Origin of the sequence: Streptomyces sp. NBC_01571, assembly GCF_026339875.1 — a bacterium.
In the GTDB taxonomy this organism is placed as follows: Bacteria; Actinomycetota; Actinomycetes; order Streptomycetales; family Streptomycetaceae; genus Streptomyces.
Genome location: NZ_JAPEPZ010000002.1, coordinates 438718 through 461998 on the forward strand (window position 1 = coordinate 438718; position 23281 = coordinate 461998).

The following is a 23281-nucleotide window of genomic DNA, read 5'->3' on the forward strand; positions in this document are numbered from 1 at the left end:
TCTTCCGGTTCTGGCCGAACTGGGAGGATGACTCCCGTGAAGTCGCCGCGGCCTTACCGTAGAGGCACGGCACCAGACACGAGGAGAAGCGCCACCCGTGCACGAAGCACCGATCTACGCCCAACTGATCTCCGAACGCGGCGACATACCGCTTCAGGTCCGCAACGAGGCCCGCAGGATCCAACGCGAACTCGAATGGATCCTCAACACGGATCCCTCCTCGGGCGGACTCCTCCCGAGGCCTCCCGGCGCTTCGGTCCCGAACGCGCGCCCGCTGCCTCCGTCCCTTCCACCTTCGCTTCCCCCGGGCAACAGCGCGACCGGCTGGCTCAGCTGACGCTCCGCCGCATCACGCGGAAGCGCGCGCCGACGCCCGCGGCGCCCGGCGCTCCCCCGTCGCGGACATCCGTGGCGGCGGCCGCGTCGAAGGAGTCGGGAGTCGGCGCCCCGGGAGCCGTGCCACCGTGACGGCACTCGCCGCGTGACGCCGACGATGCCTCAGCTCGTCAACGTCACGCTGCCGAAGTCACGTTCCCGGGGCGGCACTTCGCGGTCAGCCCTTCGAAGACGAGCCGTCCTGCGGCTCGTTCCCGTCGGCGCCCTTTTCCGGCGTCCGCAGGTACCCCGGCAGCTCCAGCAGTGCCTCCGTCTTCTCCGAGCGGCCGTCGGAGTTGTTGCCGTTCAGGTTCTGACGGACCGAGTCCAGGATCGTCAGGCCCTGGGCGACCAGGCCTGCGGCGATCTCACCGAGACCGTCCGCGCCGTTCAGGACGTTGACGTTGGCACCCGCGAGACCGCCCGCGGCCTCCTTCACGATCAGCGGCAGCTGGTCGATCAGCATCCGGTCCAGCGCCACCCGGTCGTGCGAAGCCGCCGCCTCGGCCTGGATCTTCATGCGCTCCGCGTCGGCGATGGCGAGCACCTTGATCCGCTCGGCCTCCGCCTCGGCGGGCTTCACGATCTCGGCCACCAGCTGCTGCTGGCGCAACTGGGCCGCCTTCTGGGCCAGTTCGGTCTGTGCCGCGAGCACCTCCTGCTGTGCGTGGGCCTGCGCCAGCGGTCCGGCCTGGGCCGCCTGGGCCTGCGCGCGGTCCACCTCGGCCGAGTACTCCGCCCTCACTATCGCGGTCTGCCGGGCGTACTCGGCCTGGTTCCGCGCGGCCACCTGCTCGGCCTCGACCGAGGCCTGGGTGGCCTGGGCCTGCGCGATCTGCGCCTGGCGCTGGATGGCGGCCTTGTGCGGTGCGGACATGGCCTCGATGTAACCGGTGTCGCCGTCGTCGATCGACTGGATCTGCAGCGAGTCCACGATCAGACCGATCTTGGCCATCTCGATCTTCGACGTGTCCAGGACCTCCGCGGCGAGCTTCTGCCGTTCGGTGACGATCTCCTCGACCGTCATCGAGCCGATGATGGCGCGCAGATGACCGGCGAAGATCCGGCCGGTCAGCACCGACATCTGGTCCTGGTCGGACAGGAACCGCTGACCCGCGTTGATGATGCTCTCGTGGTCGTTGCCGACCTTGAACGCGATCACGGCGCGGACGTGCAGCGCGATTCCCTGCTTGGTCACACAGGTCTCGGTGACCTCCGCCTCACACATCGAAAGGGTGAGGAAACGGGTCTTGCGAAAAACCGGGAGCACGAATTTGCCGTGACCCGTCACCACGCGGAACGGCGCGCCCCCCAGTCCCCGCCTGCCGCCCGAGATCAGCATCGCCTCGTCGGGTGCGGGAACGCGGTAACCGAACATCGCTCTACTCCTTAACCGGCGTCGGCGGGATCCCCGCCCAACGCGTCCAACGGATCGGCCCACTCGATGACGTCGACCTCACGGCATCCACGGGATTCGATCACAAGCACGATGACCCCGATCGGGAGGGGCTCCTGCGACCAGGCGAGGAAGGTCTCCGATCCACCTCTCACCCGCACCAGGATCTCGCCGGGACCGGCGGCTCCCCGCGTGCCGACGAGGAGCTCCCCGATACAGCCGACCACGGCCTCGTCCTGCACCACTACCGGCCGCCCCCAATCATTGTCGTTCTGCTTCCGACCTTAGACCTCCCCGCGTCGGACGCATACGCTTCGGCCGGTCCCCCGTGTCGTGGCCGGTGTGCGCTCAGCTCCTGGTGAACCGGTAGGTCTTGCTGTCGGTGAGTACGCAGAAGCCCGGCGACACGACGATCACGCGCAGGGTGCCGGTGCGCCGGTCGTAGTCGGTGCCCTCCGACTCGAAACTGCCCGAGCAGGAGCTGCGCAGCGGGAGCTGGCGCAGGGCCGTGACATGACCGGTCACGTCGGCGGAGCCGGGCTCGGCCGACAGGTCGATCTGCAGCAGGGGCTTGGTGATGCCGAAGAGCGCTCCCTCCGGGTCGTCGGAGGAGCACAGCAGCTGCGTCGACGTGACGAAGTCGCAGCCCTGCACGTCGCGTACGGCGTGGTCGAGGTTGATGGTGGAGGCCTGCGGGAGGTTCGCGGAGGGGGAGGTCGCGGGGTTCACGCCGGGGGTCGGGAAGACCAGCAGGCGGTTCATCGTGCCCCACTCGCCGGACACCATCCAGGAGCCGTTCGGCGAGATGGTGTCGAAGGAGTTGTTCAGCGCCTCCCCGGGGCTCAGGGCGTGGACGTACTCCGACCAGGCACCGCCCGGTGCCTGCACCCGGAACATCTTGGCGCTGCCGGAGTCCGCCTGGTACGGCTCCACGTAGTAGCCGTTGTACGAGGCGTCGGGGTCGCCCACGTGGTTCCAGCCGCGGACGGTGAGGTCGAACGGGATTGTGCCGATCCCCGTGTACCGGTTGGGGCTGCCGGCCGGGACCTCGACCGAGGCGAGTCCCTGGCTCTCGGTCAGCGGATCGGCGCGGTCGGAACCGACCTCGTTCCAGGTGTCCGCGGCCGCGGCGGGAGCGGTGGCGGCGACCGAGAGGGCGGCGGCCGTGGCGAGGGTGACAAGACCGGCCAGAACGGCGTGACAACGTTGCCGGGCGGGCATGCGCATGAGGGGTGCTCCTCGGGTGGGGGGTGCTGGTTTCGGCGCACAGTCTGGCCGGTGTAATTGGGCATGTACAGGCCAATGGAGAATCATTGGCCGTCCACTCACCTTCCGGACCACGGCAGTTGCCCCCGCATCCCCCTGCACCGGGGGCCACGCCGAGTTCTCAGTTCCGTACGCACCCGTGACGCGGCATCCATCGCCACGCCCGCACTCCCGAGCGGGGCCCGGACACCCCGGACCTGACGCCCGCTGACGGGTTGCTCGACGGGGAGAGCGGCCGGAATCGACGGTTCGAGCCGGCCGGGCGGTCTCATCACCCGCTGCCCGACGGCTCCGCACGCAGGCCACGGAGAGGCGAAGGAGCGGGCGGCGCGGCATCCGGTGGGCCTGCTCACCAACGGCGCGACTCAACCGGTGAGGGCGTGGATTCCGGCGCCGGTGCTGCCGGGCCGGTGGACAGACCGCCACGCGTGTCGAGCCCGCGTGCAGGGGGGTGGGCGACGGTCGGCGACGTCGAGGCGACAGACGGGGTGACCGACGCGGCGTTCCGGGTCGGGCAGGCCATGGCGGACGAGCCGCGCCACCGCGCCGTGGCCGTCGTCAGCGGGGGCCGCGAGTCCGCCGGCGCGGGGGGACCGGGGTACCTGGATGCCGAGCAGGCGGAGGGACCGAGCAGGGCGAGCAGGCCGAGCAGGGCGAGCAGGCCGAGCAGGGCGAGCAGGCCGAGCAGGCCGAGGGGACCGAGTGCCTGACTCGAGGGTTCTGGGAGGCGCGGCGCGATCTCGCCTGCGTCGCTCCCACCGGTTCACTGGACGACTGCGTCGACTAGACGCTCGTCCCGTCCTCCGGCTCCGAGCCGTACTCGTTCGGCGGCATCGGCGACCGTCCGACGGCGGGCGGAGCCGGCAAGGTTCGCGACGTGGCGACTGGAACGGGCCCCCGTCCGGGCGGAGTTGGCGGAGGCATCGGGTCCGGCCGGCCTCTACGCCCCGGGGCCGGTACCGGCCGCCGTCGACGCCGCGGAGAGCGCGGGCGTCGGTGCGGGGGCGTCGACTCGGGTATCGGCGCGAGCGTCGCGGTCACGGCCGGTGCGGAGGTGGACGACCGGCACGCCGGACCACTGACCATGAAGGGATCGTGCGTGCGACGCAGGACCTCGGCCGTCCTACGGGTCGGACCGTGTCCGTAGCGGCCGGATCATCACGGTCGGACGACGCGCTCGGCGGACGGGACGAGTGAGAGGGCGGCCGGCCGGAATCCCGTGCCCGGCCGCGCACCGCCGGGCAGGCAACCCTGCCCGGCAGCCCTGGCTGGTCAGCTGTTCGCGCAGGTGTTCCCGCTCGCCGGGTTCAGCAGGCCCACCACGTCGACCGAGTCGCCACACAGGTTGAGGCCGAGGTCGACGGGGATCTGAATGACGTTGCCGGACAGGAGACCGGGGCTGCCCACGGCGACGCCGACCGGGTCGGGTCGGCGGCGGAGGCGGTCCCGGCGCTGGCCGCGAGGGCCACGCTCGCCAGCCCGGCGGCGGCCATCAACGAATACGAATTACATGCTCCGATCAGTCGCAGGAGTGCGGTGCCTCCACCATCACCTGCGGGACCGCGAGCCGACATCGTTGTACGTCCGAACGGGTCGCCGTCGCCCCGCCCCCGAGGACCGCCTCCCGGCCCGTGTCCGGGCACGGAGGGGGCACGGAGGGGGCACCCCGGACCTACCCGGGACGCGTCGCGCGGGGTGCCCGGATTGCCCGTAGCGTGAGAACAGGTCAGGTGGAACAGGGAGAGATCATGTCAACGAGCCAATCGGATTCGCCCGTGCCGTCCGACGAGAGGGCGACCCCCGACGCGCTGCTGCACACCGGCGCCGGCGGCGAGGTCACCGCCGAGGACCTGGTGCTCGCCGCAGGTCGCGACATCACCCCGGAGAACCTCGCCTGGGCCGAACGCAAGCTGGCACAGGAGGGGCCCGCCGCCCTCGACAAGTTGCTGCCCTAGTCAAGTCGCCGCCCCGGTGCCGCGGCCCTTGACCGGCTCCGATGCGGCGGAGCCGGTCAAGGGCCCGAGGGACCGGGGTCGCCGGGTCAGCGATCCCGGGTCATGATCCGGGGCACTCCTTCCAGGCCAGGTGGTAGATGGTGCTGATGTCGCCGTCCGTCGAGTCCATGGTCATGAAGCTGGTGCTGCCCGGCGCGGACGTGCCCGCGTTGACGCGCAACTCGGTGTTGATGTTGAAGTTCCGCTGAACACCACAGGGGGCCCAGACCAGTTGGGCCCAGTCCGTGACGTCGGTGGCCTGCCAGTTGTCGTCGTACGGACCACCGAAGGGGTGCGTGATGGCCGCCGTGCTCGAGGAGCCCTGGAAGTAGTACGAGGCCTTCTCGGTGCTGCTGGCGCCGGGCTGCAGCGACGCGAAGCCGCGGTAGTCGGCGCTGGCGATGGCGTACGTGAAGCCCTGCGGCACGTGGACGATCAGGTTGAGCTGGCAGTTCTTGCGGAACGCGGTGGGCCCGGAGGTGCCGCCCACCTGGGCGAGGTATTCACTGTAGGTGACGGTGAAGGCCGTGTTGTCCGGCGACACCGCGACCGCGGCGGTGCCCTGCGGGCAGCCGGAGCCGTTCACCGTGGCGACCTTGATGACGATCTTGTCCGGAGGAGGGTCGACGATCCCGGAGGACGGGTCCGGTCCGGGTAGTGCGGTGGCGAACAGGGCGGCTATCGCGCCACCCAGAAGCAGCCCACCAGCCATGGTGCTCCCATCCGTTGCGTTGGCGTTTCCGGCGGCACGGATCGTGTGCCGCCGCGAATTGGGGGGTGCGGCTCCTCCCGCGTACGGGAAGGGCCGTCGCAGACCAGTGCGTTGGATCAAGCGTGAACTGTTGAAACATGTACATGACAAAGCCATGTGCATGGGTGACCCGGGAATGTGAAGAAGCAGTGAAGTCCGGGACCGACCGCATCGTATGTACCCCGGCGCCCGGGGGTTAGGGCGATCTCCGGCCATTCACCGCCTACGCCCGTTCACGGAGCACGCCCGCGGCGGCCGACGAGGACACCGGGCGCCTCGGCGAGCCCGGCCGGGGCCCGCCTCACGGCGTCGACCGGACGCCCGCAGGCCGCCGTCCCGGGCGTACCCGTCCTGGGACTCTCCTCGAATCCCCCCGCCGCCGCACGGCCTCGCACCCGCTCCTGCGACACTGAACGTCATGGAGTCCCGACACCTGCGAATCGGCCGCCGTCGCATATGGATGCTCAGCGGAGCCTGCTTCCTCGTGCTCGGCCCGGTCGGCTATCTCCTCGGCGGCTGGATTCCCCTGGCGGCGCTGATCGTGGCGCTCACCGCGGCCACCTCGGTCTCGCACTGGAAGGCCGCCTCGTGGCTCGCGCCCGCCGTGGAACGGGGGCAGCGGGAGAGCCGCCGGGACGTGGCGACCTTCTGCGTGGTCATAGCGGTCAGCGGCTACGCCCAGCCCCCGGCGCACGCGTCCCCCTCCCCCGAGGCCCCCGACCTGGCGGCACTGCGCCTGGAGGCCTATCGGGCCGCGGCGCACGACGATCTCTCCGAGCAACTCCGGGGCCTGGCGGCCGACGCGCTGGCCGCCGCCGACGCCGCACACGCCGAGGACACCCCGGTGACCTGGCGGGCCGCACGCGCGAGCGCGGAGCGGCTGGCGCACGCGGCACAGGAGGGCAATCCCTACGTACGGAATCTGCTCATCCAGTGGGTCGAGGGAAACCCGGCCGCGGACCGCTAAGGGCTGTCCCGTCCGGCCCCGCGCTCGGACCAACGGCCGGTGGCCGGTGCGATGCGTGGCCCGACGGGGTATATCCCGCCCTACGGGGTGCCCTCAGGTGAACCGACAACGCGGCGCGATGCGGCGCGAGTCGATCCGTAGGACCAGCGAGGTCGGGTACGTCATCGTCGCCAACTCCCTGGAAACGTGAGGACCATGGCGGACTTCTCCAGCAGGTCGGGTACCGCGTTCGTCGCGGGCGGCACCGGTGGTATCGGCGCGGCCGTCGTCCGTACGCTGGCCGAGCGCGGCAGTGACGTGGCGTTCACGTACCGCACCAGCCGGGCCGGGGCCGACGCGCTCGCCGCCGAGGTGCGCGAGCACGGGCGTCAAGTCCTCGCGCTGCGCCTCGATCTGACCGACGAGGTGGCCACGGCGGCAGCGGTCTCCGAGGCCGCCGACACCTTCGGCGGCCTCCACACGGTGGTGTACGCGGCCGGACCGCACGTACCGATGGTGCACCTCAGCCAGGTGACGCCGCGTCAGTTCCGGGCCCAGCTCGACGCGGACGCGGCGGCCTTCTTCCATCTCGTCCATCCCGCGCTGCCGAGACTTCGGGAGAGCCGGGGCAGCATCGTCGCCGTCACCACCGTGGCCACCCACAGGTTCCCGGTCCGCGACGGGCTCTCCTCGGGCCCGAAGGGGGCGGTCGAGGCGGTCGCGCGGGCTCTGGCGGCCGAGGAGGGCAGGTACGGGGTCCGGGTGAACTGCGTCGCCCCGGGCATGCTGACCGACGGCATCGCCGCCCGGCTGATCACCTCCGGCGAACTCGACGAGACGGCCCTGCGGATCACCCGCAGCAATATCCCGCTGCGCCGCTTCGGCGAGGCGGCGGACATCGCCGAGGCGGTGGCGTTCCTGGCCTCGGACCGCGCCGGTTTCATCACGGGGCAGGCGCTGGGGGTGGACGGCGGCTACAGCGTGTAGCGCCGGCCGACCCCCGGCAGTGTCCGCGGGTTCGGTGGAACCCGGCCTCACCGCCGGGCACGAACCGCGTCGGCCCGTCCGGCACGCCCCCGTCCCGGCCGGACTGCCGAACAGCGCGCGGGAACCGACCCGGGAGGCCGGGGTCCTCGTACGAGAAGACCCCTCGGCTCCGCGGTCCCTCCAGCAGTGACGCGCCATCACTCGCTCGCCGTCACACGTCGGCGCGTACGCGGCGGGCCGTCGGTCAGCCGTGCAGCCCGGTCGCGAGGTCGTCGAGGGACCACCAGGTCCCCGACTGCCACTCGCGGCCGTGCCAGGCGGCACGGCGCGCACCGCGAGGGTCGTCGACCGGGCGGGGCCCGGTGGGGCCGAAGACCATGGTGGCGCGCCGGCCGGTGGTGTACGCGGGCCAGTCCGGCAGCCCCTCGGTGACGGGGACCCCGGCGGTGACGAAGGCCCCGAAGGCCTCGTGGAGCAGCCCGTTGACGCCCGGACCTCCGAGCCACATCGCGGCGCCGTCCGTACCGTGGATCGCGGGCAGTGTCCCGTCGGGGGCGACTCCCGGCGGGAGGCCGGTCAACGGCATGTCGTACCGGGAACGCCAGACGGGCGCGTGGGCGGACTGGGCGTCGGCGAGGCGCGTCGTCGGGATTGCGTACCGCTCGTCGGTCATCAGGTCGACCCGCAACTGGAGCGGATCGCGGGCCGGTTCGGACGGGTGCTCCGCGTAGACGGCAAGGATGCGGTCGCGCGCGGCGGCGCCGAAGTACTCCTCCAGGACGCGGTCCGCCCGCTCGGCCGCGTCGGGAGCGAGGATCTGGTAGAGCGCGCATTCGTTGACGCACGTCTGCGCCAGCAGTGCGACACCAGCGGCGGCGCCCGCCGCGAGGGCGTCCAGGGGCCTGCGGGTGAGGGCGAGTCCGTCGATGGAGGGACGCCACAGCCAGGAGGCCCGCACTCCCTCGCCGACCGCGTTCTGCGCGCCGAGGATCTCCTCCGGCGGCACCCTGCGGATGCCGTCCGCCCCGGCTCCCAGCACGCGCAGGAACCGCCGCGTCAGGGCGGCGTCCTGGGCCCGGTCGGCGACGTGGTCGGCTCCGCCGCTCGACGAGACGGCCCGGTGGATCATGCCTCGGGTGACGGGCGAGGCGAGCAGGTTGGCGACGGACTTGGCGCCGGCGGACAGACCGTAGAGCGTGATCCGGTCCGGGTCGCCGCCGAAGCCGGCGATGTTCTCGCGGACCCAGCGCAGCGCGGCGATCTGGTCGTGCAGACCGTAGGAACCGGTGTGCTCCTCCCCGTCCAGTGCGAGGAACCCCAGCGCGCCCAAACGGTAGTTGAACGTCACCACGACCACACCGTGGGCGCGTGCGAAGACCGCGCCGTCCCCCGCGATGTCGGTGCCGGTACCGACCTGGTAGCCGCCACCGTGGATCCACAGCAGCACGGGACGGCCCTCGGCGCCCGCCGGAGCCGTCACGTTGAGGTAGAGGCAGTCCTCCGACGGTTCGGGCAGCGCGGGCGCGTCGGCCGACAGGGGGTCCGCCGTCACGGCGGGCAGGAACATGGGCGGCTGCGGGGCGGGAGCCCCGTATTCCGTGGCCTCGCGCACACCGCTCCAGGCCTCGGGGCGCCTCGGCGACCGCAGGCGCAGCGAACCCACGGGAGGGGCCGCGTAGGGGATGCCGCGCCAGCCGAGGACGCCGTCGCCGATCTCGGCACCGCGCACCCTGCCGCCGGCGGTGTCCACGACATACGCCGTGGGGCCCGCGCCGGACCGTGGCGTCCCCGTCATGCCGTCCTCCCGTGGTGCCGTCGGGACCGGTTCCGCGGGCGGCCCCGCGCCGTGACCTCGGCACACCGGCCGGCCGTCTCACCCGTCCGCGGCTGCCAGGTCTCGGCCGTGCGTCCCCCGATGAGGCGGGACTCGCCGCGGGCGGCCGTGTCGGGGAGCCGACGGTGGTGCCGTGGACGCCGGCGAGTACTGGCCGGTCACCGCTCACGGGGGCCAGTTTACGAGCCGAGGGCGAGCAACTCACCGTACGGAACGACATGGTTGGCCGGTCCGCGGCCGTGGGAGGCCGTGCGCGTCGTCGGCGGTCAGGAATCTCCCGTTCCGGGTTCCGTCCCCGGTGTTGCCGCCATCCGGGGGACTTCGTGTACCGCCCGCCGTCGTCACCGGTCAGCCCCGCCGACAACTCCGCGGCGAGGTCGGCCGGGCCGACCTGGCCGACACCGGGTGCACGGGCTCCGGGCAGCGTCACTCGCCCCTCACCCTGCCCTATGCACGGCCGTTCAGGTGAACCCTGTAGCCGGTGCGGCACGGCAACGCTCGGCCCGAACCGCGTGACCGGCGTGCCGAGGGCGTCGGAGCCGCGTACGGGCGGTGGCTCCTGACGGCAGAGGGACGCCCCTCGACCGGGGTCGAGAGGCGTCCTCCGTGTGGGGTGAAGCGGTCAGTGCTTGTCGCGGAGTGAGTCGCGAGCACCTGCGGCCTTACCACGGGCCTTCTCCGCGGCTTCGCGGACGTTGGCCTTGGCCTGGTCGGTCTTGCCCTCGGCTTCCATACGCTCGTTGCCGGTGGCCTTGCCGGCCATCTCCTTGGCCTTGCCCTTGGCCTTGTCCATGGAACTCTTGCCCATGATCACTCCTTGGTTGGGGGGATACGCCTGCCACGCTAGGGGCGGTCGGCGGCTCCCGCATCCGGAGCGCGTGACCGCGCTCACCGGCCCCGTGCGCTCCCCCGCGCCTCGGGTCCGCGCCGATCGGCCGGAGCGGAGAACCCCGTTGCCTTCCAGGGGCGCGGACCGTCGCGTGTCTCGCGGGAGACATCCCTCTCCGACCGCACGGCGACGTGGCGGGTAGCCTTCCCCGGTGAAACGCATCCTCGTCGCCGGCATCACCGGGGCCGGAAAGACCACCATGGCGCAGGCCCTCGCCGCACGGCTCGAGCTGCCTTTCCACGAGATGGACGCCCTGAAGTTCACCGGCCCGCAATGGGCGTCCAACCCCGATCTGCGGGAGCAGGTGGCCACGATCGCTGCCACCCCGGGGTGGATCTTCGACTCCCTCGGCTACCCGGAAGTCCGGGATCTGCTGTGGACGCATGCCGACACGGTGATCTGGCTCGACTACCCGAAGTCCGTCATCATGCCCCGCATCCTGCGCAGGTCGTTGCGCCGGACCCTGCTGCGCGAGCGCATATTCGGCGGCAACGTGGAGACCCTGTCGGGCTGGTTCAGAAGTGACCACCCGGCATGGTGGGCCTGGTCCCAGCACGGCGCGCGGCGGTCGGAGATCGGCCGACGCACCCAGGATCCCCGCTTCGCGCCGCTCCACGTCATCCGTTTCCGCTCACCGCGACGAGCGGACCAATGGCTGCGAACCCTGCGTGAGGCCGATTCCGAGGGCTGACCGGGTGACGGCACGAACGATGCCGGGTCCGAGCCGGTCGGCGTGGGGCGGGTCCGCGGATCAGCCGAGCTCGAGCAGCAGGTCGGTGAGTTCGGCCGGCATGGTGACCATGCAGTCGTGGCCGGTCGCCAGTTCCCGCACCTGTGCCGGGGTGCCGTTGGGCTGTGTGGCGGGGACGGGGCGCCGGTCAAAGCCCTCCGGCCTGCCGACGGTGCAGTGGATGTGCGTCCGCGGGATGGAGTTCGCCGCCGGGTTGTCCAGTCGGACCGGCTGTTGGAGGCAGCGCACCGAAAGGTCCGACAGCGTCGTGCGCAGCCAGGCGGCGTCCGCCGGGTCGGTGACCCCGAACAGGCCCGAGGGCGGCGGAAGTCCGGGGAGCGGCGGGACCCGCCAGCCGCTGTCGGACTTCAGGGCGAGGTCGATCAGTGCCTGGGTCACGGGCATGACGTCGGCCGCGCTCTCGCCGTCCTCGGGGACCATCGCGTCGAGGTAGACCAGATGCGCGATCCGGTCCGGGAGCTGGTCGGCCGCGGCCGAGATGACCAGCCCGCCGTAGCTGTGGCCCACGAGGACCACCTCGGTGAGGTCCTGCTCGGTGATCAGTTCGACGATGTCGTCGATGTGCGTGTCCAGCCCTACTTCGGGGCCGAGCAGACGCGCCTTGTCGCCGTGACCGGTCAGCGACGGTGTGAGCACCCGGTGTCCGGCCGACTCCAGCAACGGCACCACCCGTTCCCAGCACTCTCCGCTGTGCCACGCACCGTGTACCAACAAATAGGTCGACATGGTTTCGCTCCTCGCTGTGCTCGTCCGCGCTCGGCGGGTCGCTGATCAGGCTGCCGCCCGCCCTCGGGCCGGGCCAGGGCCCCCTCGGTCCTGGGGGTGACAGGGCCAGGCACCCGCGCGAGGGGGCGAATTACAGTGGGGCGATGCGCGACGAAACGAACCTCCTGGGCGATTACGTGCGCGCCCGCCGTGAACTCGTCACTCCCGAACAGGTGGGGATCCCGGTCGTGGGGAAGCGGCGCGTCGCGGGTCTGCGCCGGGAAGAGGTCGCGATGCTCGCCGGCATCAGTGCCGACTACTACCTGCGCCTGGAGCAGGGCCGCGACCGCAACCCCTCCGCGCAAATCCTCGAGTCGCTCGCGCGCGTGCTGCAACTCGACGACGACGCGACGGCCTACCTGCTGCGTCTGGGCGCCGGCAAACCCCGGCGGCACAGGAACCGGCGCCGGAGGGAGACCGTTCCTCCGGGCATCGCCAAGCTCGTCGCCACGCTCCCGCTGCCCGCACTGGTCGAGGGCCGCTACTTCGACGTGCTCGCCGCCAACACCCTGGCGACCGCTCTCTCACCGCGACTCGTGCCGGGAGCCAACCGCCTGCGGGACGTGTTCCTCGACCCCGCCGAACGTGCTCTTTACGCGGACTGGGAGAGCGCCACCGTGGGCATGGTGGCGGGCTTCCGCGAGTCCGTCGGCACCGACATCGACGACCCCCGGTTCATCCGGCTCGTCGGCGAGCTCTGCCTCGCCAGCCCCCGCTTCAGCCGGCTCTGGGCCCGCCACGACGTGGCGGCGTGCGAAGGCGCGTCCAAGCACATCGACCATCCCCAGGTCGGTGGCCTGTGGCTGAACCGGGAGCGGCTCGGCATCGGCGGCACGGCCGGCCAGACGCTGGTCGTCTATCACCCGGACCCCGGCACCGACAGCGCCGACCGGCTCGCGCTCCTCGCCTCTGCCACGCAGGCACCGGCCGCCCCACGGGGCGCCGCCGCGGAGGAGACGCGAACGGGCACCGACCGCGGTGCACGCGCGGCGGACCGGGCCGGCCGCCGCCCGGCAGCCGACGACCAGTGGAGTACGGGTTCGGCCTGATCCGGCGAATCCGGCCTGTTCCGGCGGTGGTTCAGACGGGCAGTCTCGGCACGCTGTCGAGCAGACGGCGGGTGTAGGGGTGCGCGGGGTCGCCCAGCACCTGGTCGGTGTCGCCCTGCTCGACGACGTGGCCGCGTTCCAGCACGGCGGTGCGCTCGCACAAGGACGCGACGACGGACAGGTCGTGGGAGACCATCACGATCGTGAGCCCCTGCTCCTCCTTGAGGTCGGCGAGCAGGTCGACGACCTTGACCCGGGTGGTGACGTCCAGTGCGCTGACGGGTTCGTCGGCCAGCAGCACCCGCGGATGGCACACCGTGGCGCGGGCGATGGCGATCCGCTGCCGCTGTCCCCCGGAGAACTCGTGCGGGTAGCGGTCCGCCGCGTCGGCGGGCAGGCCGACCCGTTCAAGGGCCGCCGCCGCCTTCGGAGCCGCGCCGGCCCGGGTGTCGATGCCCAGGGAGCGAAGGGGCTCCGCCACGATGGCGCCCACGCGGCGGCGGGGGTCGAGCGAGGAGTAGGGGTCCTGGAAGACGCACTGCACGCTGCTCCGGAAGCGGCGCAGCTGTCGCCGGTCACGCAGGGACAGGTCGGTTCCGTCGAAGCGGACACTGCCCGCGGTGGGGCGGGTCAGGCCCAGCAGCAGGCGCAGCAGCGTCGTCTTGCCCGCCCCGGACTCGCCGACGAGGGCGAGGCTGTGTCCGGCCTCGACGGTGAGCGAGACGTCCTCGACCACGTTGGCCGCGCTCCCCCGGTGGCGCAGCGCCACGTCCTTCAGTTCCAGTACGGGCGTCACCGCGCGCTCCTCAGGTCCAGGGCCGACTGCAGTCTGCGGGCGCTGGCCACGAGCGCTTCGGTGTACTCCTCGCGCGGCGAGCGGATGAGGGTGTGGACGGGACCCTCCTCGACGGCCCGGCCCTCCTTCATCACCAGGGCGCGGTCGGTCACCCTGGCCACGACGGCGAGGTCGTGGCTGACGAAGAGCACCGCCATCTCCCGTTCCCGGACGAGGGTGTCGAGGAGGTCGAGCATCTCCGCCTGCACGGACACGTCCAGCGCGGTGGTCGGCTCGTCGGCGATCAGCAGTCTGGGTGCGCACGCCAGGGCCATGGCCAGGGCGACGCGCTGTCGTTGTCCGCCGGAGATCTCGTGCGGAAAGGCGCGGGCGATCCGTTCGGGTTCCGGCAGCCGTACCTGTGCCAGCGCGTCGCGGACGGCGTCGCGCAGGCCGGCTCCCTTCAGACCGGTGCGTCTGCGGAGGGGTTCGGCGATCTGCCGGCCCACGCGCATCAGCGGGTCGAGCGCGGTGAGCGGCTCCTGGAAGACAACGGCGGCGTCCCGGCCGCGGACGGAGGTGAGCCTCTTCTCGGTGGCGCCCACGATCTGGGTGCCCGCGAGGTCGATGCCGCCGGTGGCGGTCATGCCGTCGGGCAGCAGGCCGAGCACGGCGAGGGTGGTGAGCGACTTGCCGGAACCGGACTCGCCGATGAGTCCCAGCCGTTCGCCGCTCGCGACGGTGAAGGAGAGGTCGTCGACCAGTGTCCGGCCGTCCGCGGTGGTGACGGTCAGGCCCCGTACGTCGAGGAGTGTCATGTGCGCCTCCGTCGGGTCGCCGGGTCGAGGGTCTCCCGCACGCCGTCGGCGATGAGGTTGACGCCGATCACGAGCAGGACGAGCAGGATGCCCGGGGCGAGGGCCCCGGCGGGGGCCGTGGTGAAGGTGGCCTGCGCCTCCTGGAGCATGCGGCCCCACGAGGCGTTGGGCGGCGGTGCGCCCAGGCCCAGGTAGGACAGGCCGGCCTCGGCCAGCACGGCGAGCCCGAACTGCAGCGCGAGGTTGACCACGAGGGTGGGCCAGATGTTGGGCAGGACGTGGCCGAGCACCGTACGCGGCCAGGAGGTGCCGGAGGTGCGGGCGGCGGTGATGTAGTCCTGTGCCAGGACCCGCTTGACCAGGATGCGTACCAGTCTGGCGACGACGGCGCTCTGTGCCAGTCCGATCGCGAGGATCGCCGAGCCGAGGGTCGCCGAGCGCGCGGCGACGATGAGCATCGCGAGCAGCAGTGTGGGAAAGGCGATCAGGATGTCGAGGAACGCGGAGAGCGTGTCGTCGAGCCAGCCCTGCGCGAACGCCGCGAGCACCCCCAGGGTGACGCCGATGGCGGCGGCGAGGAGCACCGATCCGAGCCCGGCCTCGACGGCGATCCGAGAGCCGGTCATGACCTGGGTGAACAGGTCGCGCCCGAGTTTGTCGGTGCCCAGCAGATGTCCCCCGCCGGGTCCGGCGAGCCGCCCGCCGGAGGTGTCGTCCGCGGAGTAGGGCAGCCAGAACAGGGAGACCAGGGCGAGCAGCGCGATGAGTCCGGCGAGGACACAGCCGACGACGAGCGTGGCGGAACGGCCGATTCGCCGGCCGCGCGGCGGTGCCGTCTCGGACAGCACCGGTCCGAGCACCTCGGGCGCGGTCATCGGGCACCTCCGGAGAGTCGTCCGCGCAGCCGTGGGTCGACGAATCGCTGGACGAGGTCGGCGACGAAGCCGATGAGCAGGACGGCGAGGGTGGAGACGAACAGGACGGCCTGGATGACGGGGTAGTCGTGCTGGGCGATGCCGGTGGCGAGCATCGAGCCGAGGCCCGGCAGCGCGTACACGGACTCCACGACGACCGCGCCGAGCAGGGTGGAGGCGAGTTCGATGGCGAGGACGGAGATCACCGGCACGGAGCTGTTGCGCAGGCCGTGCCGCCACATGGCCCGCCCGAAGGACGAACCCAGGGCGCGGGCGGTACGCAGGTAGTCGCTGCCGAGGACGTCGAGGGTGGCGGAGCGGACGTAGCGGATCAGGGACGCGCTCATCACCAGGGCGATGGTGACGACGGGCAGCACGAGGGAACGGATCGCTTCGGCGGGGTCGGACCAGCCGTCCGGGGGGAAGCCGCCTGCCGGGAGCCAGCCCGCGTTCAGCGCGAACACGGCGACGAGGATCATGCCGAGCCAGAACACCGGGATGGCGATGCCCAGTTGGGACACGCCGCTGAGCAACGCCCCGTACCAGGTGCGCCGCTTGTACGCGGCGACGAACCCGGCCGGCACCGCGATGAGAACGGCGAGGACGAAGGCGGCGAGGGTCAGCGGGACGGTGACGTCCAGCCGGGAGGTGACCTCGGGTCCGACGGGCAGTGAGCTGACGAAGGAGGTGCCGAGGTCACCGTGCGCCAGTTGCCCGAGCCAGTGCGTGAACTGTTCGGGCAGTGGCCTGTCGGACCCGATGGAGTGCCGTGCCGCGGCGATCTGTTCCGGGCTGGCGCCCACCGAGGTGAGTGCGTTGGCCGGGTCGCCCGGGAGCATGCGCAGCAGGACGAACAGCACGACGCTCGCCAGGGCCAGCGACACCACGAGGAAGGCCAGTCGGCGCAGGAGGTAGCGCGCCATCAGCCCTTCTTCTTGATGTCGTAGGCGTAGAACTGCGAGTTGAGGCCGTTGAGCGGGTAGCCCGAGAGCTTGCTGCTCGCTACGACGATCTGCGGGTAGAGGTAGAGCCAGTCGCTGGCCGCGTCCTCGGCGGTCTTCTCGTTGACCTTCTTCAGCAGTGCGGTCTGCTCGGCGGTGGTGGAGGCCTCTTCGGCCTGCTCGACCCACTGCGTGACCTGCTTGTTGTCGTAGCCCCAGTAGAAGTCGGGGTTGCCGTACCAGACGAGGTCACGGTCGTTGACGTGCTCCTGGAGCGTGGCCGTGAAGTCGTGGTTCTTGTAGACCTTCGTGTACCACTCGTCGGGCGTGATCGAGTTGATCTTGACGGTGATGCCGACCTTGGCGAGCTGGGACTTGATGAAGGTCGCGGCGGTGGGGTGCGGGTCGTAGTTCGGGGTGTCGAGGGTGAAGGTGAAGCCCTTGGCGTACCCGGCCTCGGCGAGCAGCTGCTTGGCGTGCGTCGGGTCGTAGGCGTTGACCTTGGTGAGGTCCTCGTACCAGGGGTCGGTGGGCGGCACCATCGAGCCGATGAGCTTGCCGTAGCCCGCCCAGACCGACTCCAGCAGCTTCTTGTCGTCGATGGCGGACGAGACGGCCTGGCGCACCTTGACGTTCGTGAAGGGCTTGGCCTTGTCGTTGAAGGCGAGCAGCAGCTTGGTGGTGGAGTCGCCGTCGTTGACCTTGTAGTTCTGGTTGCTCTTGAACTGGTCCAGGGCGTCGGGCGACTGCTCGCTGGTGACCACGTCGACGGCGTTGGTCAGCAGGGCGTTGTTGAGTGCCGTGGCGTCCTTGTAGTAGTGGAAGACGACCTTCTGGTTGCCGGCGGCGCGGCCCCAGTAGCCGGCGTACCGGTCCAGGCCGAGGGCGGAGCCGCGCGTCCACTTGTCCAGCTTGTACGGGCCGGTGCCGTCCTCGGTCGTCTTCAGGTTCTTGGCCTGGGAGTTGATGATCCAGACGTAGGAGAGGTTGTAGACGAAGGAGATCGACTTCTTCGACAGCGTGACCTTGACGGTCCGCGGGTCGGGGGTGGCGATGTCCTTGACGACCTCGAGGTTGCTCTTGCGGGCGGACTGGGAGTCGTCCGCGAGAACCTTCTGCAGGCTGTACTTGACGTCCTGGCTGGTGAGTGCCTTGCCGCTGTGGAACTTCACGCCGTCGCGCAGGGTGAAGGTGTACGTGAGTCCGTCGCCGCTGACCTTGTAGTCCTGGGCGAGGAGCTTCTCCACCTTGCCGTCGTCGGTGAGCTTGAACAGCCCTTCGTAGACGTTGCCGTTGAGGGCCTCGGTGACGCCCTGGCCGCCGCCCGCGGTGTTGTCGAGGTTCTGCGGCTCGTAGAGGGAGCCGATGTTGACGGTGGCGTTCTTGTCGTAGGAGCCGCCCGTGGCACCGCCGCCCGAGCCGGAGCCGCCGCAGGCGGTCAGGGCCAGGGCGAGGGTGGCCGCCGTCGCGGTGCCGTACAGAGAGGTCTTCTTGATGCTCATGGTGAAGGGGCGCTTTCGTGCTGCGGTGCGGGAGGCTGCGGGACGGTCAGTGCTGCGCGTCGAAGCCGGCGCGGAAGACGGGGAGCTTCTCGCCTGCCTCGACGGGCAGGTGGAAGCGGTTCTGCCGCGGCGGCATCGGACAGTTGTACTGATCCGAGAACCCGCAGGGCGGTACGAAGGCGCGGTTGAAGTCGAGGAGGACGCGGTGGTCGTCCTCCGTGCGCTGTACGAAGAGGAAGCGGCCGGCGCCGTACGTGGTGTCCCCGTTGGTGGGATCGCCGAAGACGAGCAGGAGGGTGCCGTCGTCGTCGAAGGCGCTGAGGGTGTAGTCGCGGCCGTCGACGGTGAGGGTGATGTCGCCGGGGACGACCAGGTCGCGGGTGCCGCCGTTGTCCCTGAGGTGCTCGAAGGACACACGCCGGGCATCGGACACCGGGGTGTAGGTCGCGTGGAGCACCCAGGCGGGGTCGTAGGGGAAGGCGTCGACCCGGTCGAAGTGGCGGATGGCGGGCGCGTCCGCGTCCCAGAAGCGCAGGCCGTCCTCGGAGCCGCCGGTGACCAGATCGGTGCGTCGCAGCGCGGTGACCGTCACGGTGTCCGGATGACCGGACCGGGCCTTCTCGGCGTCCGGGTCCGCGCCGGCGGGGAGCCAGCGGGTCTCGACGAGGGCGAGGTTCCCGGCCGGGGAGGTGAGGGCCCTGTGACGCTCGGCGCGCCACGCGTGCCATTGCCCGACGGCGTCGGCGGCGGGCTGGTCAGCGATGGGGTGGGACACGGAGGGACTCATTCACTCGGACGGGGCGCCGGCCTCACGCCGCGAGGGTCCCGCCGCGCATATGAATGGCCAAAGCAACTTCTTTATCATCCATAAGAGGATCTAATGTCAAATGCCTGAGTCACATGTTGAGACGACCTGTGTGGTGATTCCCGTCGGGCGGACGGCGACGACCCCGCGACGAACCGCGGGGGCGCGCCCGTCCCGCCGGCGCCGACCGCGCTCGGCACGCCCCGCGACTGCTCCGGCCCAGGTCGGCCCAGGTCGAGGAGTTCCTCGTAGAAGCCCCCGAAACCGCGCTCGCGGTCGACGAGGTGGATCTCCAGGATCCAGTGGCAGACGCGTCCGGCCCGGTCGGGACGCCGTAGCGGGGTGTCGTTACCCGGGGCGGCGTACGACTCGATGTCGGCGCCGTCGATCTTCTCGTGCGGGAACTCGCCCACCGGATGTCCGGCGTGCCGGCCGCCCAGTTCCCAGCCGCGTTCGGCGGCCAGCCGTCCGATCTCGGCGTGCAGGCGGGCGCCGGTGATGTCCGGGTCGGCCTCGAAGGCGCGGCGGCCCGCGGCGAAGATCTCGGGCAGGTCGTCGCGCAGCCGGTGCTTGACGGGGTCGTCGCCGAGCACGAAGGTGCGGCCGAAGTCGGCCTCCCACTCCTCGAAGATCGGTCCGAAGTCCGCGAAGACGATGTCGTCCCGGCCGGTGATCCGGTCCGGGGGATTCTCCCGCTACGGGTGGAGCGTGTTCGGTCCGGAGCGGACGATGCGCCGTTGCCAGTGGCGCGTCGGGCCGAACAGGTCGTTCGCCAGGTCGCGGATCCGGTCGCTGACCGCTCGCTCGCCCTCTCCGGGCGCGACCACCCCTCGCCTCGATCTCGGCGAAGAGCCGGGCGGCCTTGGCCTGGGCGTCCAGCAGTCGTGCGGCACGGGTGGTCTCGTCGGTCACAAGTCCCCCGTCGTCGTGTGTCCCGCGTGCGTGGCCCTGGTCACCGCCGGGACCGATCCCGACCGTCCCGGCGCCGGCCGCGCGATGTCGGCCGTGCGGGCGCGGCAGGTCTATCCGAAGGTGAACGCGTAGGCCTGGATCCCCGGGGCGAGGCGGAGTTCGAGCCGGGCCTGGCGTGGGGTGTCCTCGTCGACGAGTCGGTGCAGGGTGGGGGTGCCGTCGATATGGAGGGTCCTGACGGCCTTGCCGTCGACGAGGACGGTGACGGGGCCTTTGCCCGCGAGGACCAGGTTGACGTTCCTGGCCTTGTAGGTGAAGGCGAGGCGGGCGTCGGCGCCCGCGGTGAAGTGGTCGTACCCCGCGGTCCAGGTGCCGTCGAGGGAGAGCCGGCCGAGCGGGAGCGCTGCCGGGAAGTGGTAGGTCTTGGGCCGGTCGTCGAGGAGCGGGTCGCCCACGTATCCGCTGATGCGCAGGTTGCTCAGGTACGTCTCGGGAGTACGGTCGCGGGTCGGCGCGGCATCCTGCTGACCGGTCTTCGCGGGCAGCCGGACCGAGGGGTTCGCCTGCTCGAGGAGCGTACGGATCAGGTCCTCGGTCTGCGCGTACTGCCCCTCACCGAACTTGAAGTAGCGCACGGTGCCCCGAGAGTCGATCAGGTACTTTGCGGGCCAGAACCGGTTGCGGTAGTTGTTCCAGGTCGTCAGCTTGTTGTCGAGGGCGACCGGATAGGTCACGCCCAGCTTCCTGGCCTGGTCGGCGACGTTGCCCGGCTTCTTCTCGAAGGCGAACTCGGGAGAGTGGACCCCGATCACCTCAAGTCCCGAGGACGCGTAGGCGCGTTCCCAGGCCTTGATGTGGGGCAGGCTGCGCTGGCAGTTGATGCACGAATAGGTCCAGAAGTCGATCAGGACGACCTTGCCGCGCTCCGCCCCGAGGTCGACCGGCTTTCCACCGGGTGTGTTGAGCCACTTCGTGATGCCCCCGATCGGCGGCGCCTGTCCGCAGGAACGCAGTTCGTCGACACCGTCCTCGCAACGCGAGAGCTCCTTGTTGGAGTTGTCGTACAGACCGGACAGCTTCTGACGGGCGGTGTCACTGTCCTCGATCTTCTTCTGTGCGGCGGAGGTGTAGTCGGGCAGTGCCCGCTGGACGGCGTCGGTGACGTTGAAGGCCAGGCCGAACGCGAGCACGATCATCAGGCATCCCGCGCCGAACCGCAGGGCGCGGGCCCGCTTGCGGAAGGCGCCGACCCGTTCGGCGACCCGACGCCCGGCCAGCGCGAAGACCAGCAGCGGAAGGGCCGTACCGAGGGCGAAGGAGACCGTCAACGCGACTACGTCGAGGCTGAGTCGGCCGCGCGCGCCGGCCACGGTGATGGCCGCGAGCACGGGACCTGCGCACGGCACGTACAGGAGCCCCAGGCCCAGGCCCAGGACGAAGGCGCTGCCGTCCTTGTTGACCCGTCGTTGCGGGATCCGCGCGAACGGCTTCTCCAGGACACGCTCCACGGCCGGGAACACCAGACCGAGACCGATGAGCACCAGAAGGACCAGACCGACGTAGCGCAGGATGTCCTCCGGCAGGCCCAGCGCGGAGATGATGGTGACGCCCAGCAGCGTGAAGAAGCTGAAGCTCAGCACCAGGCCGGCGACCACGGCGTAGGGCCTGCGGTTGCGCGAGGACCGGGGCGCGGGCCGCGCCTCCAGGAGGACCCCGCCGTCGTCGGAGGTGCGGGGGGTGGCGGCTTCGTCGCGGCCTTCCCCCGACGCGGCCGCATCGGCCGGAGCGGCACCGCCCGGCCGCGCCCGCGGGGTGTCGGTGGCGGGTCCGCCGGCCAGGAACACCACGGGAAGCACCGGGAGAATGCAGGGAGACACCGCGGTGATCAACCCGCCGAGCAGTCCGATCAGAACCAAAGTGATCATGCGATGTGGCCTCCGAAGCGCAGTCCGGGCCCTTCGGCCCGCTCACTCCTGGTACGAAGCCGCTCACCCGCACGGATTGGTCCGGCGGCCTCACCGACCTCGCCTCAGCCGCCGATCTGCCTGCCGGCGTCCGGACCACAGGCTTGCGTGGTCACAGGTGAGGCCGAGAGCCGCGTACACCTCGGGCTGAGCCGGCGAGTGAAGTGCGGACGGCACTACGAGGGCCGGTGCGCGCGGCAGGTGCGGACCACAGGTGCGGACGCCTCAGCAGGTACGGACGGCGCGCGTCAGCAGGTACGGACGGCGCGCGCCAGGAAGTACCCGGAGGCATCCTCGTAGCAGTCCAGTTGCCAGCCGCTGCCGTCCAGCAAGGGCCGCAGGTTCGGCTCGGCCAGTGGGTCGTCGGGGCTCAGCGGGCGGCCGTGACGACGGGCGCGTTCGGCGCGGCCCGAGGGATGGAACAGGAGCAGCGCGCCGCCCGGCGCGGTGACCCTCGCCCATTCGCGCAGGGCGGTCGTCGGGTCGGGAAGGTGGTCGAGCAGCCCGGCGGTGAAGATTCCGTCCACCGCACCGGGTGGCAGCGGCAGCCGGTGACAGTCGGCGAGCAGCAGGCAGGCCTGGCCGGCGCGGCCCTCGCGGGCTGCGGTCACGAGCATGGCCGAAGTGACGTCCACGCCCAGTACCTTTCCCTTGTCGCCCACCTCCGCGCGCAGGGCCGGCAGGGCACGTCCGGTGCCGCAGCCCAGGTCCAGGGCCGTCTGGCCGGGGCTCAGCCCCAGGCGGGCGACGGCCGTCTCGTAGCGCGGGCCGTCGGCGGCGAAGCGTGCCTCCCAGGCAGCGGCCTTCGGAGTGAAGAAGGTCCGGGTCGCGGTGCGTTCGGCTCGCGCGGCCACCAGCGCCGCGAACCTCCCGAACACCCGGTCCCGGTGCGGAGCCAGTGCGGCCAGTTCGCCCGGCGCCGCCTCCCGCAGCCCTGGAGCGCCGGCGGCCTCCTGCGGGAACGCCGCCACGAACGCGTCCACGGCCGCCTCGTCGACCTCCAGGTGGAACTGGAGGCCCCATGCGGCCCCGCCCACGCGGAAGGCCTGCGCCGGATACCGCTCGCAGGACGCCAACGGCACGGCCCCGGGCGGCAGTTCCATGGTGTCGGCATGCCAGTGGAGTACGCGCAGCCGCTCGGGCGTCCCCATGAACAGTGGGTCCCTGCCCGCCGCCGAACGCGTCCGCACCTCGCCCCAGCCCACCTGCGCCCCGGACCCCGTACGGGCCGTACCGCCCGCCGCCACCGCCAGCAGCTGCGCACCCAGGCACACCCCGAGCACCGGCACCTCGGCGGCCAACGCCGCCCGCAACAGGTCGAGTTCGGCACCTCGGGTGGGAAACCCGGCGTCGCTGTACGCGGCCATCGGGCCGCCCATCGCCACGAGCGCCTCGACTCCGGCCAGGTTCTCGGGCAGCGGATCCCCTGCCCAGACCCGGCAGGGCCGCATCCGCAGACCCGCGGCCGCCAGCGCCTCGCCCACCGCGTACGGGCCTTCCTCCCGCAGGTGCTGCACCACCAGTACGCCCACAGCCTCTCCCCCAGTCAGCAGATTCCATCCGGACCAGGGTGATTACACCGCACCTGCGGGTCGGTGCGCGCAGGTTGGTTCGCATTCGCTGTTCGATCGACGGCCGCGCCTCGAG

Annotated in this window: 22 protein-coding genes and 1 pseudogene; 6 read left to right on the top strand and 17 right to left on the bottom strand. The window is 71.4% G+C overall.

Annotated features, from left to right (window positions below):
- The first annotated feature begins 97 nt into the window (after positions 1-97).
- A complete protein-coding gene (locus tag OHB41_RS45150) occupies positions 98-337 on the top strand; it encodes a hypothetical protein (protein ID WP_266707404.1) in 240 nt (79 codons plus the stop codon).
- A gap of 216 nt (positions 338-553) precedes the next feature.
- Here OHB41_RS45150 and OHB41_RS45155 read toward each other — a convergent pair whose 3' ends face one another.
- The 4 genes from OHB41_RS45155 to OHB41_RS52150 all read right to left on the bottom strand — a co-directional run bounded on the left by OHB41_RS45155 (position 554) and on the right by OHB41_RS52150 (position 4444).
- A complete protein-coding gene (locus OHB41_RS45155; protein WP_266707406.1) occupies positions 554-1753 on the bottom strand; it encodes an SPFH domain-containing protein in 1200 nt (399 codons plus the stop codon).
- A gap of 11 nt (positions 1754-1764) precedes the next feature.
- A complete protein-coding gene (locus OHB41_RS45160; protein WP_266707408.1) occupies positions 1765-2016 on the bottom strand; it encodes an NfeD C-terminal domain-containing protein in 252 nt (83 codons plus the stop codon).
- Positions 2017-2119: 103 nt separating this feature from the next.
- Positions 2120-2998: a hypothetical protein gene (locus tag OHB41_RS45165; protein ID WP_266707410.1), complete on the bottom strand. Its 879-nt coding sequence runs from the start codon at positions 2996-2998 to the stop codon at positions 2120-2122.
- Positions 2999-4309: 1311 nt separating this feature from the next.
- The gene (locus OHB41_RS52150) at positions 4310-4444 is read right to left on the bottom strand and encodes a chaplin (RefSeq protein ID WP_323138517.1); all 135 of its coding nucleotides are present in this window, start codon (positions 4442-4444) and stop codon (positions 4310-4312) included.
- A 341-nt stretch (positions 4445-4785) separates the two neighbouring features.
- On the opposite strand from OHB41_RS52150, the gene OHB41_RS45180 reads away from it, so the two are divergent.
- Positions 4786-4992 (top strand): hypothetical protein, encoded by a 207-nt coding sequence (locus OHB41_RS45180; RefSeq protein ID WP_266707412.1) that lies wholly within the window; start codon positions 4786-4788, stop codon positions 4990-4992.
- Between the two features lie 100 nt (positions 4993-5092).
- Here OHB41_RS45180 and OHB41_RS45185 read toward each other — a convergent pair whose 3' ends face one another.
- Positions 5093-5743 carry a DUF4360 domain-containing protein gene (locus OHB41_RS45185; protein ID WP_266707414.1) on the bottom strand — a complete coding sequence of 217 codons (651 nt, stop codon included), beginning with the start codon at positions 5741-5743 and terminating at the stop codon, positions 5093-5095.
- 457 nt (positions 5744-6200) lie between these two features.
- On the opposite strand from OHB41_RS45185, the gene OHB41_RS45190 reads away from it, so the two are divergent.
- Both OHB41_RS45190 and OHB41_RS45195 read left to right on the top strand, forming a co-directional pair.
- Complete coding sequence (locus OHB41_RS45190; RefSeq protein WP_266707416.1) at positions 6201-6749, top strand: hypothetical protein; 549 nt, start codon at positions 6201-6203, stop codon at positions 6747-6749.
- A gap of 195 nt (positions 6750-6944) precedes the next feature.
- Positions 6945-7715: an SDR family NAD(P)-dependent oxidoreductase gene (locus tag OHB41_RS45195; protein WP_266707418.1), complete on the top strand. Its 771-nt coding sequence runs from the start codon at positions 6945-6947 to the stop codon at positions 7713-7715.
- A gap of 244 nt (positions 7716-7959) precedes the next feature.
- Here the strand turns inward: OHB41_RS45195 and OHB41_RS45200 are convergent, their stop codons facing one another.
- Complete coding sequence (locus tag OHB41_RS45200) at positions 7960-9510, bottom strand: carboxylesterase/lipase family protein (protein ID WP_266707420.1); 1551 nt, start codon at positions 9508-9510, stop codon at positions 7960-7962.
- A 661-nt stretch (positions 9511-10171) separates the two neighbouring features.
- On the bottom strand, positions 10172-10357 hold the full coding sequence (locus OHB41_RS45205) for a CsbD family protein (protein WP_187285469.1): 186 nt from the start codon (positions 10355-10357) through the stop codon (positions 10172-10174).
- Positions 10358-10589: 232 nt separating this feature from the next.
- Between OHB41_RS45205 and OHB41_RS45210 the strand changes: the two genes are divergently transcribed.
- Positions 10590-11129: an AAA family ATPase gene (locus OHB41_RS45210; RefSeq protein ID WP_266707424.1), complete on the top strand. Its 540-nt coding sequence runs from the start codon at positions 10590-10592 to the stop codon at positions 11127-11129.
- Positions 11130-11189: 60 nt separating this feature from the next.
- Here OHB41_RS45210 and OHB41_RS45215 read toward each other — a convergent pair whose 3' ends face one another.
- Entirely contained in the window at positions 11190-11915 is a 726-nt protein-coding gene (locus OHB41_RS45215) for an alpha/beta fold hydrolase (RefSeq protein WP_266707426.1), read from the bottom strand.
- Between the two features lie 143 nt (positions 11916-12058).
- On the opposite strand from OHB41_RS45215, the gene OHB41_RS45220 reads away from it, so the two are divergent.
- Positions 12059-13003: a helix-turn-helix domain-containing protein gene (locus OHB41_RS45220; RefSeq protein WP_266707428.1), complete on the top strand. Its 945-nt coding sequence runs from the start codon at positions 12059-12061 to the stop codon at positions 13001-13003.
- Between the two features lie 31 nt (positions 13004-13034).
- On the opposite strand, the gene OHB41_RS45225 is transcribed toward OHB41_RS45220, so the two are convergent.
- The 9 genes and pseudogenes from OHB41_RS45225 to OHB41_RS45265 all read right to left on the bottom strand — a co-directional run bounded on the left by OHB41_RS45225 (position 13035) and on the right by OHB41_RS45265 (position 23166).
- Positions 13035-13799 carry an ABC transporter ATP-binding protein gene (locus tag OHB41_RS45225; RefSeq protein WP_266707430.1) on the bottom strand — a complete coding sequence of 255 codons (765 nt, stop codon included), beginning with the start codon at positions 13797-13799 and terminating at the stop codon, positions 13035-13037.
- Positions 13796-14596 (bottom strand): ATP-binding cassette domain-containing protein, encoded by an 801-nt coding sequence (locus OHB41_RS45230; protein WP_266707432.1) that lies wholly within the window; start codon positions 14594-14596, stop codon positions 13796-13798. The genes OHB41_RS45225 and OHB41_RS45230 overlap by 4 nt, the downstream gene beginning before the upstream one ends.
- Positions 14593-15471, bottom strand: a complete 879-nt coding sequence (locus OHB41_RS45235) for an ABC transporter permease (protein ID WP_266707434.1) — start codon at positions 15469-15471, stop codon at positions 14593-14595. Before OHB41_RS45235 ends, OHB41_RS45230 begins: the two co-directional genes overlap by 4 nt.
- Positions 15468-16433, bottom strand: a complete 966-nt coding sequence (locus OHB41_RS45240) for an ABC transporter permease (protein ID WP_266707436.1) — start codon at positions 16431-16433, stop codon at positions 15468-15470. Before OHB41_RS45240 ends, OHB41_RS45235 begins: the two co-directional genes overlap by 4 nt.
- Positions 16433-17953: an ABC transporter substrate-binding protein gene (locus tag OHB41_RS45245; RefSeq protein WP_266707438.1), complete on the bottom strand. Its 1521-nt coding sequence runs from the start codon at positions 17951-17953 to the stop codon at positions 16433-16435. Before OHB41_RS45245 ends, OHB41_RS45240 begins: the two co-directional genes overlap by 1 nt.
- 46 nt (positions 17954-17999) lie before the next feature.
- Positions 18000-18740 (bottom strand): DUF1684 domain-containing protein, encoded by a 741-nt coding sequence (locus OHB41_RS45250; protein ID WP_266707440.1) that lies wholly within the window; start codon positions 18738-18740, stop codon positions 18000-18002.
- Positions 18741-18988: 248 nt separating this feature from the next.
- Positions 18989-19670 (bottom strand): annotated as a pseudogene (locus OHB41_RS45255) (M24 family metallopeptidase); the annotation flags it as partial.
- Between the two features lie 110 nt (positions 19671-19780).
- On the bottom strand, positions 19781-21595 hold the full coding sequence (locus tag OHB41_RS45260) for a cytochrome c biogenesis protein DipZ (RefSeq protein WP_266707442.1): 1815 nt from the start codon (positions 21593-21595) through the stop codon (positions 19781-19783).
- 287 nt (positions 21596-21882) lie between these two features.
- The gene (locus OHB41_RS45265) at positions 21883-23166 is read right to left on the bottom strand and encodes a methyltransferase domain-containing protein (RefSeq protein ID WP_266707444.1); all 1284 of its coding nucleotides are present in this window, start codon (positions 23164-23166) and stop codon (positions 21883-21885) included.
- Between the last annotated feature and the right edge of the window lie 115 nt (positions 23167-23281).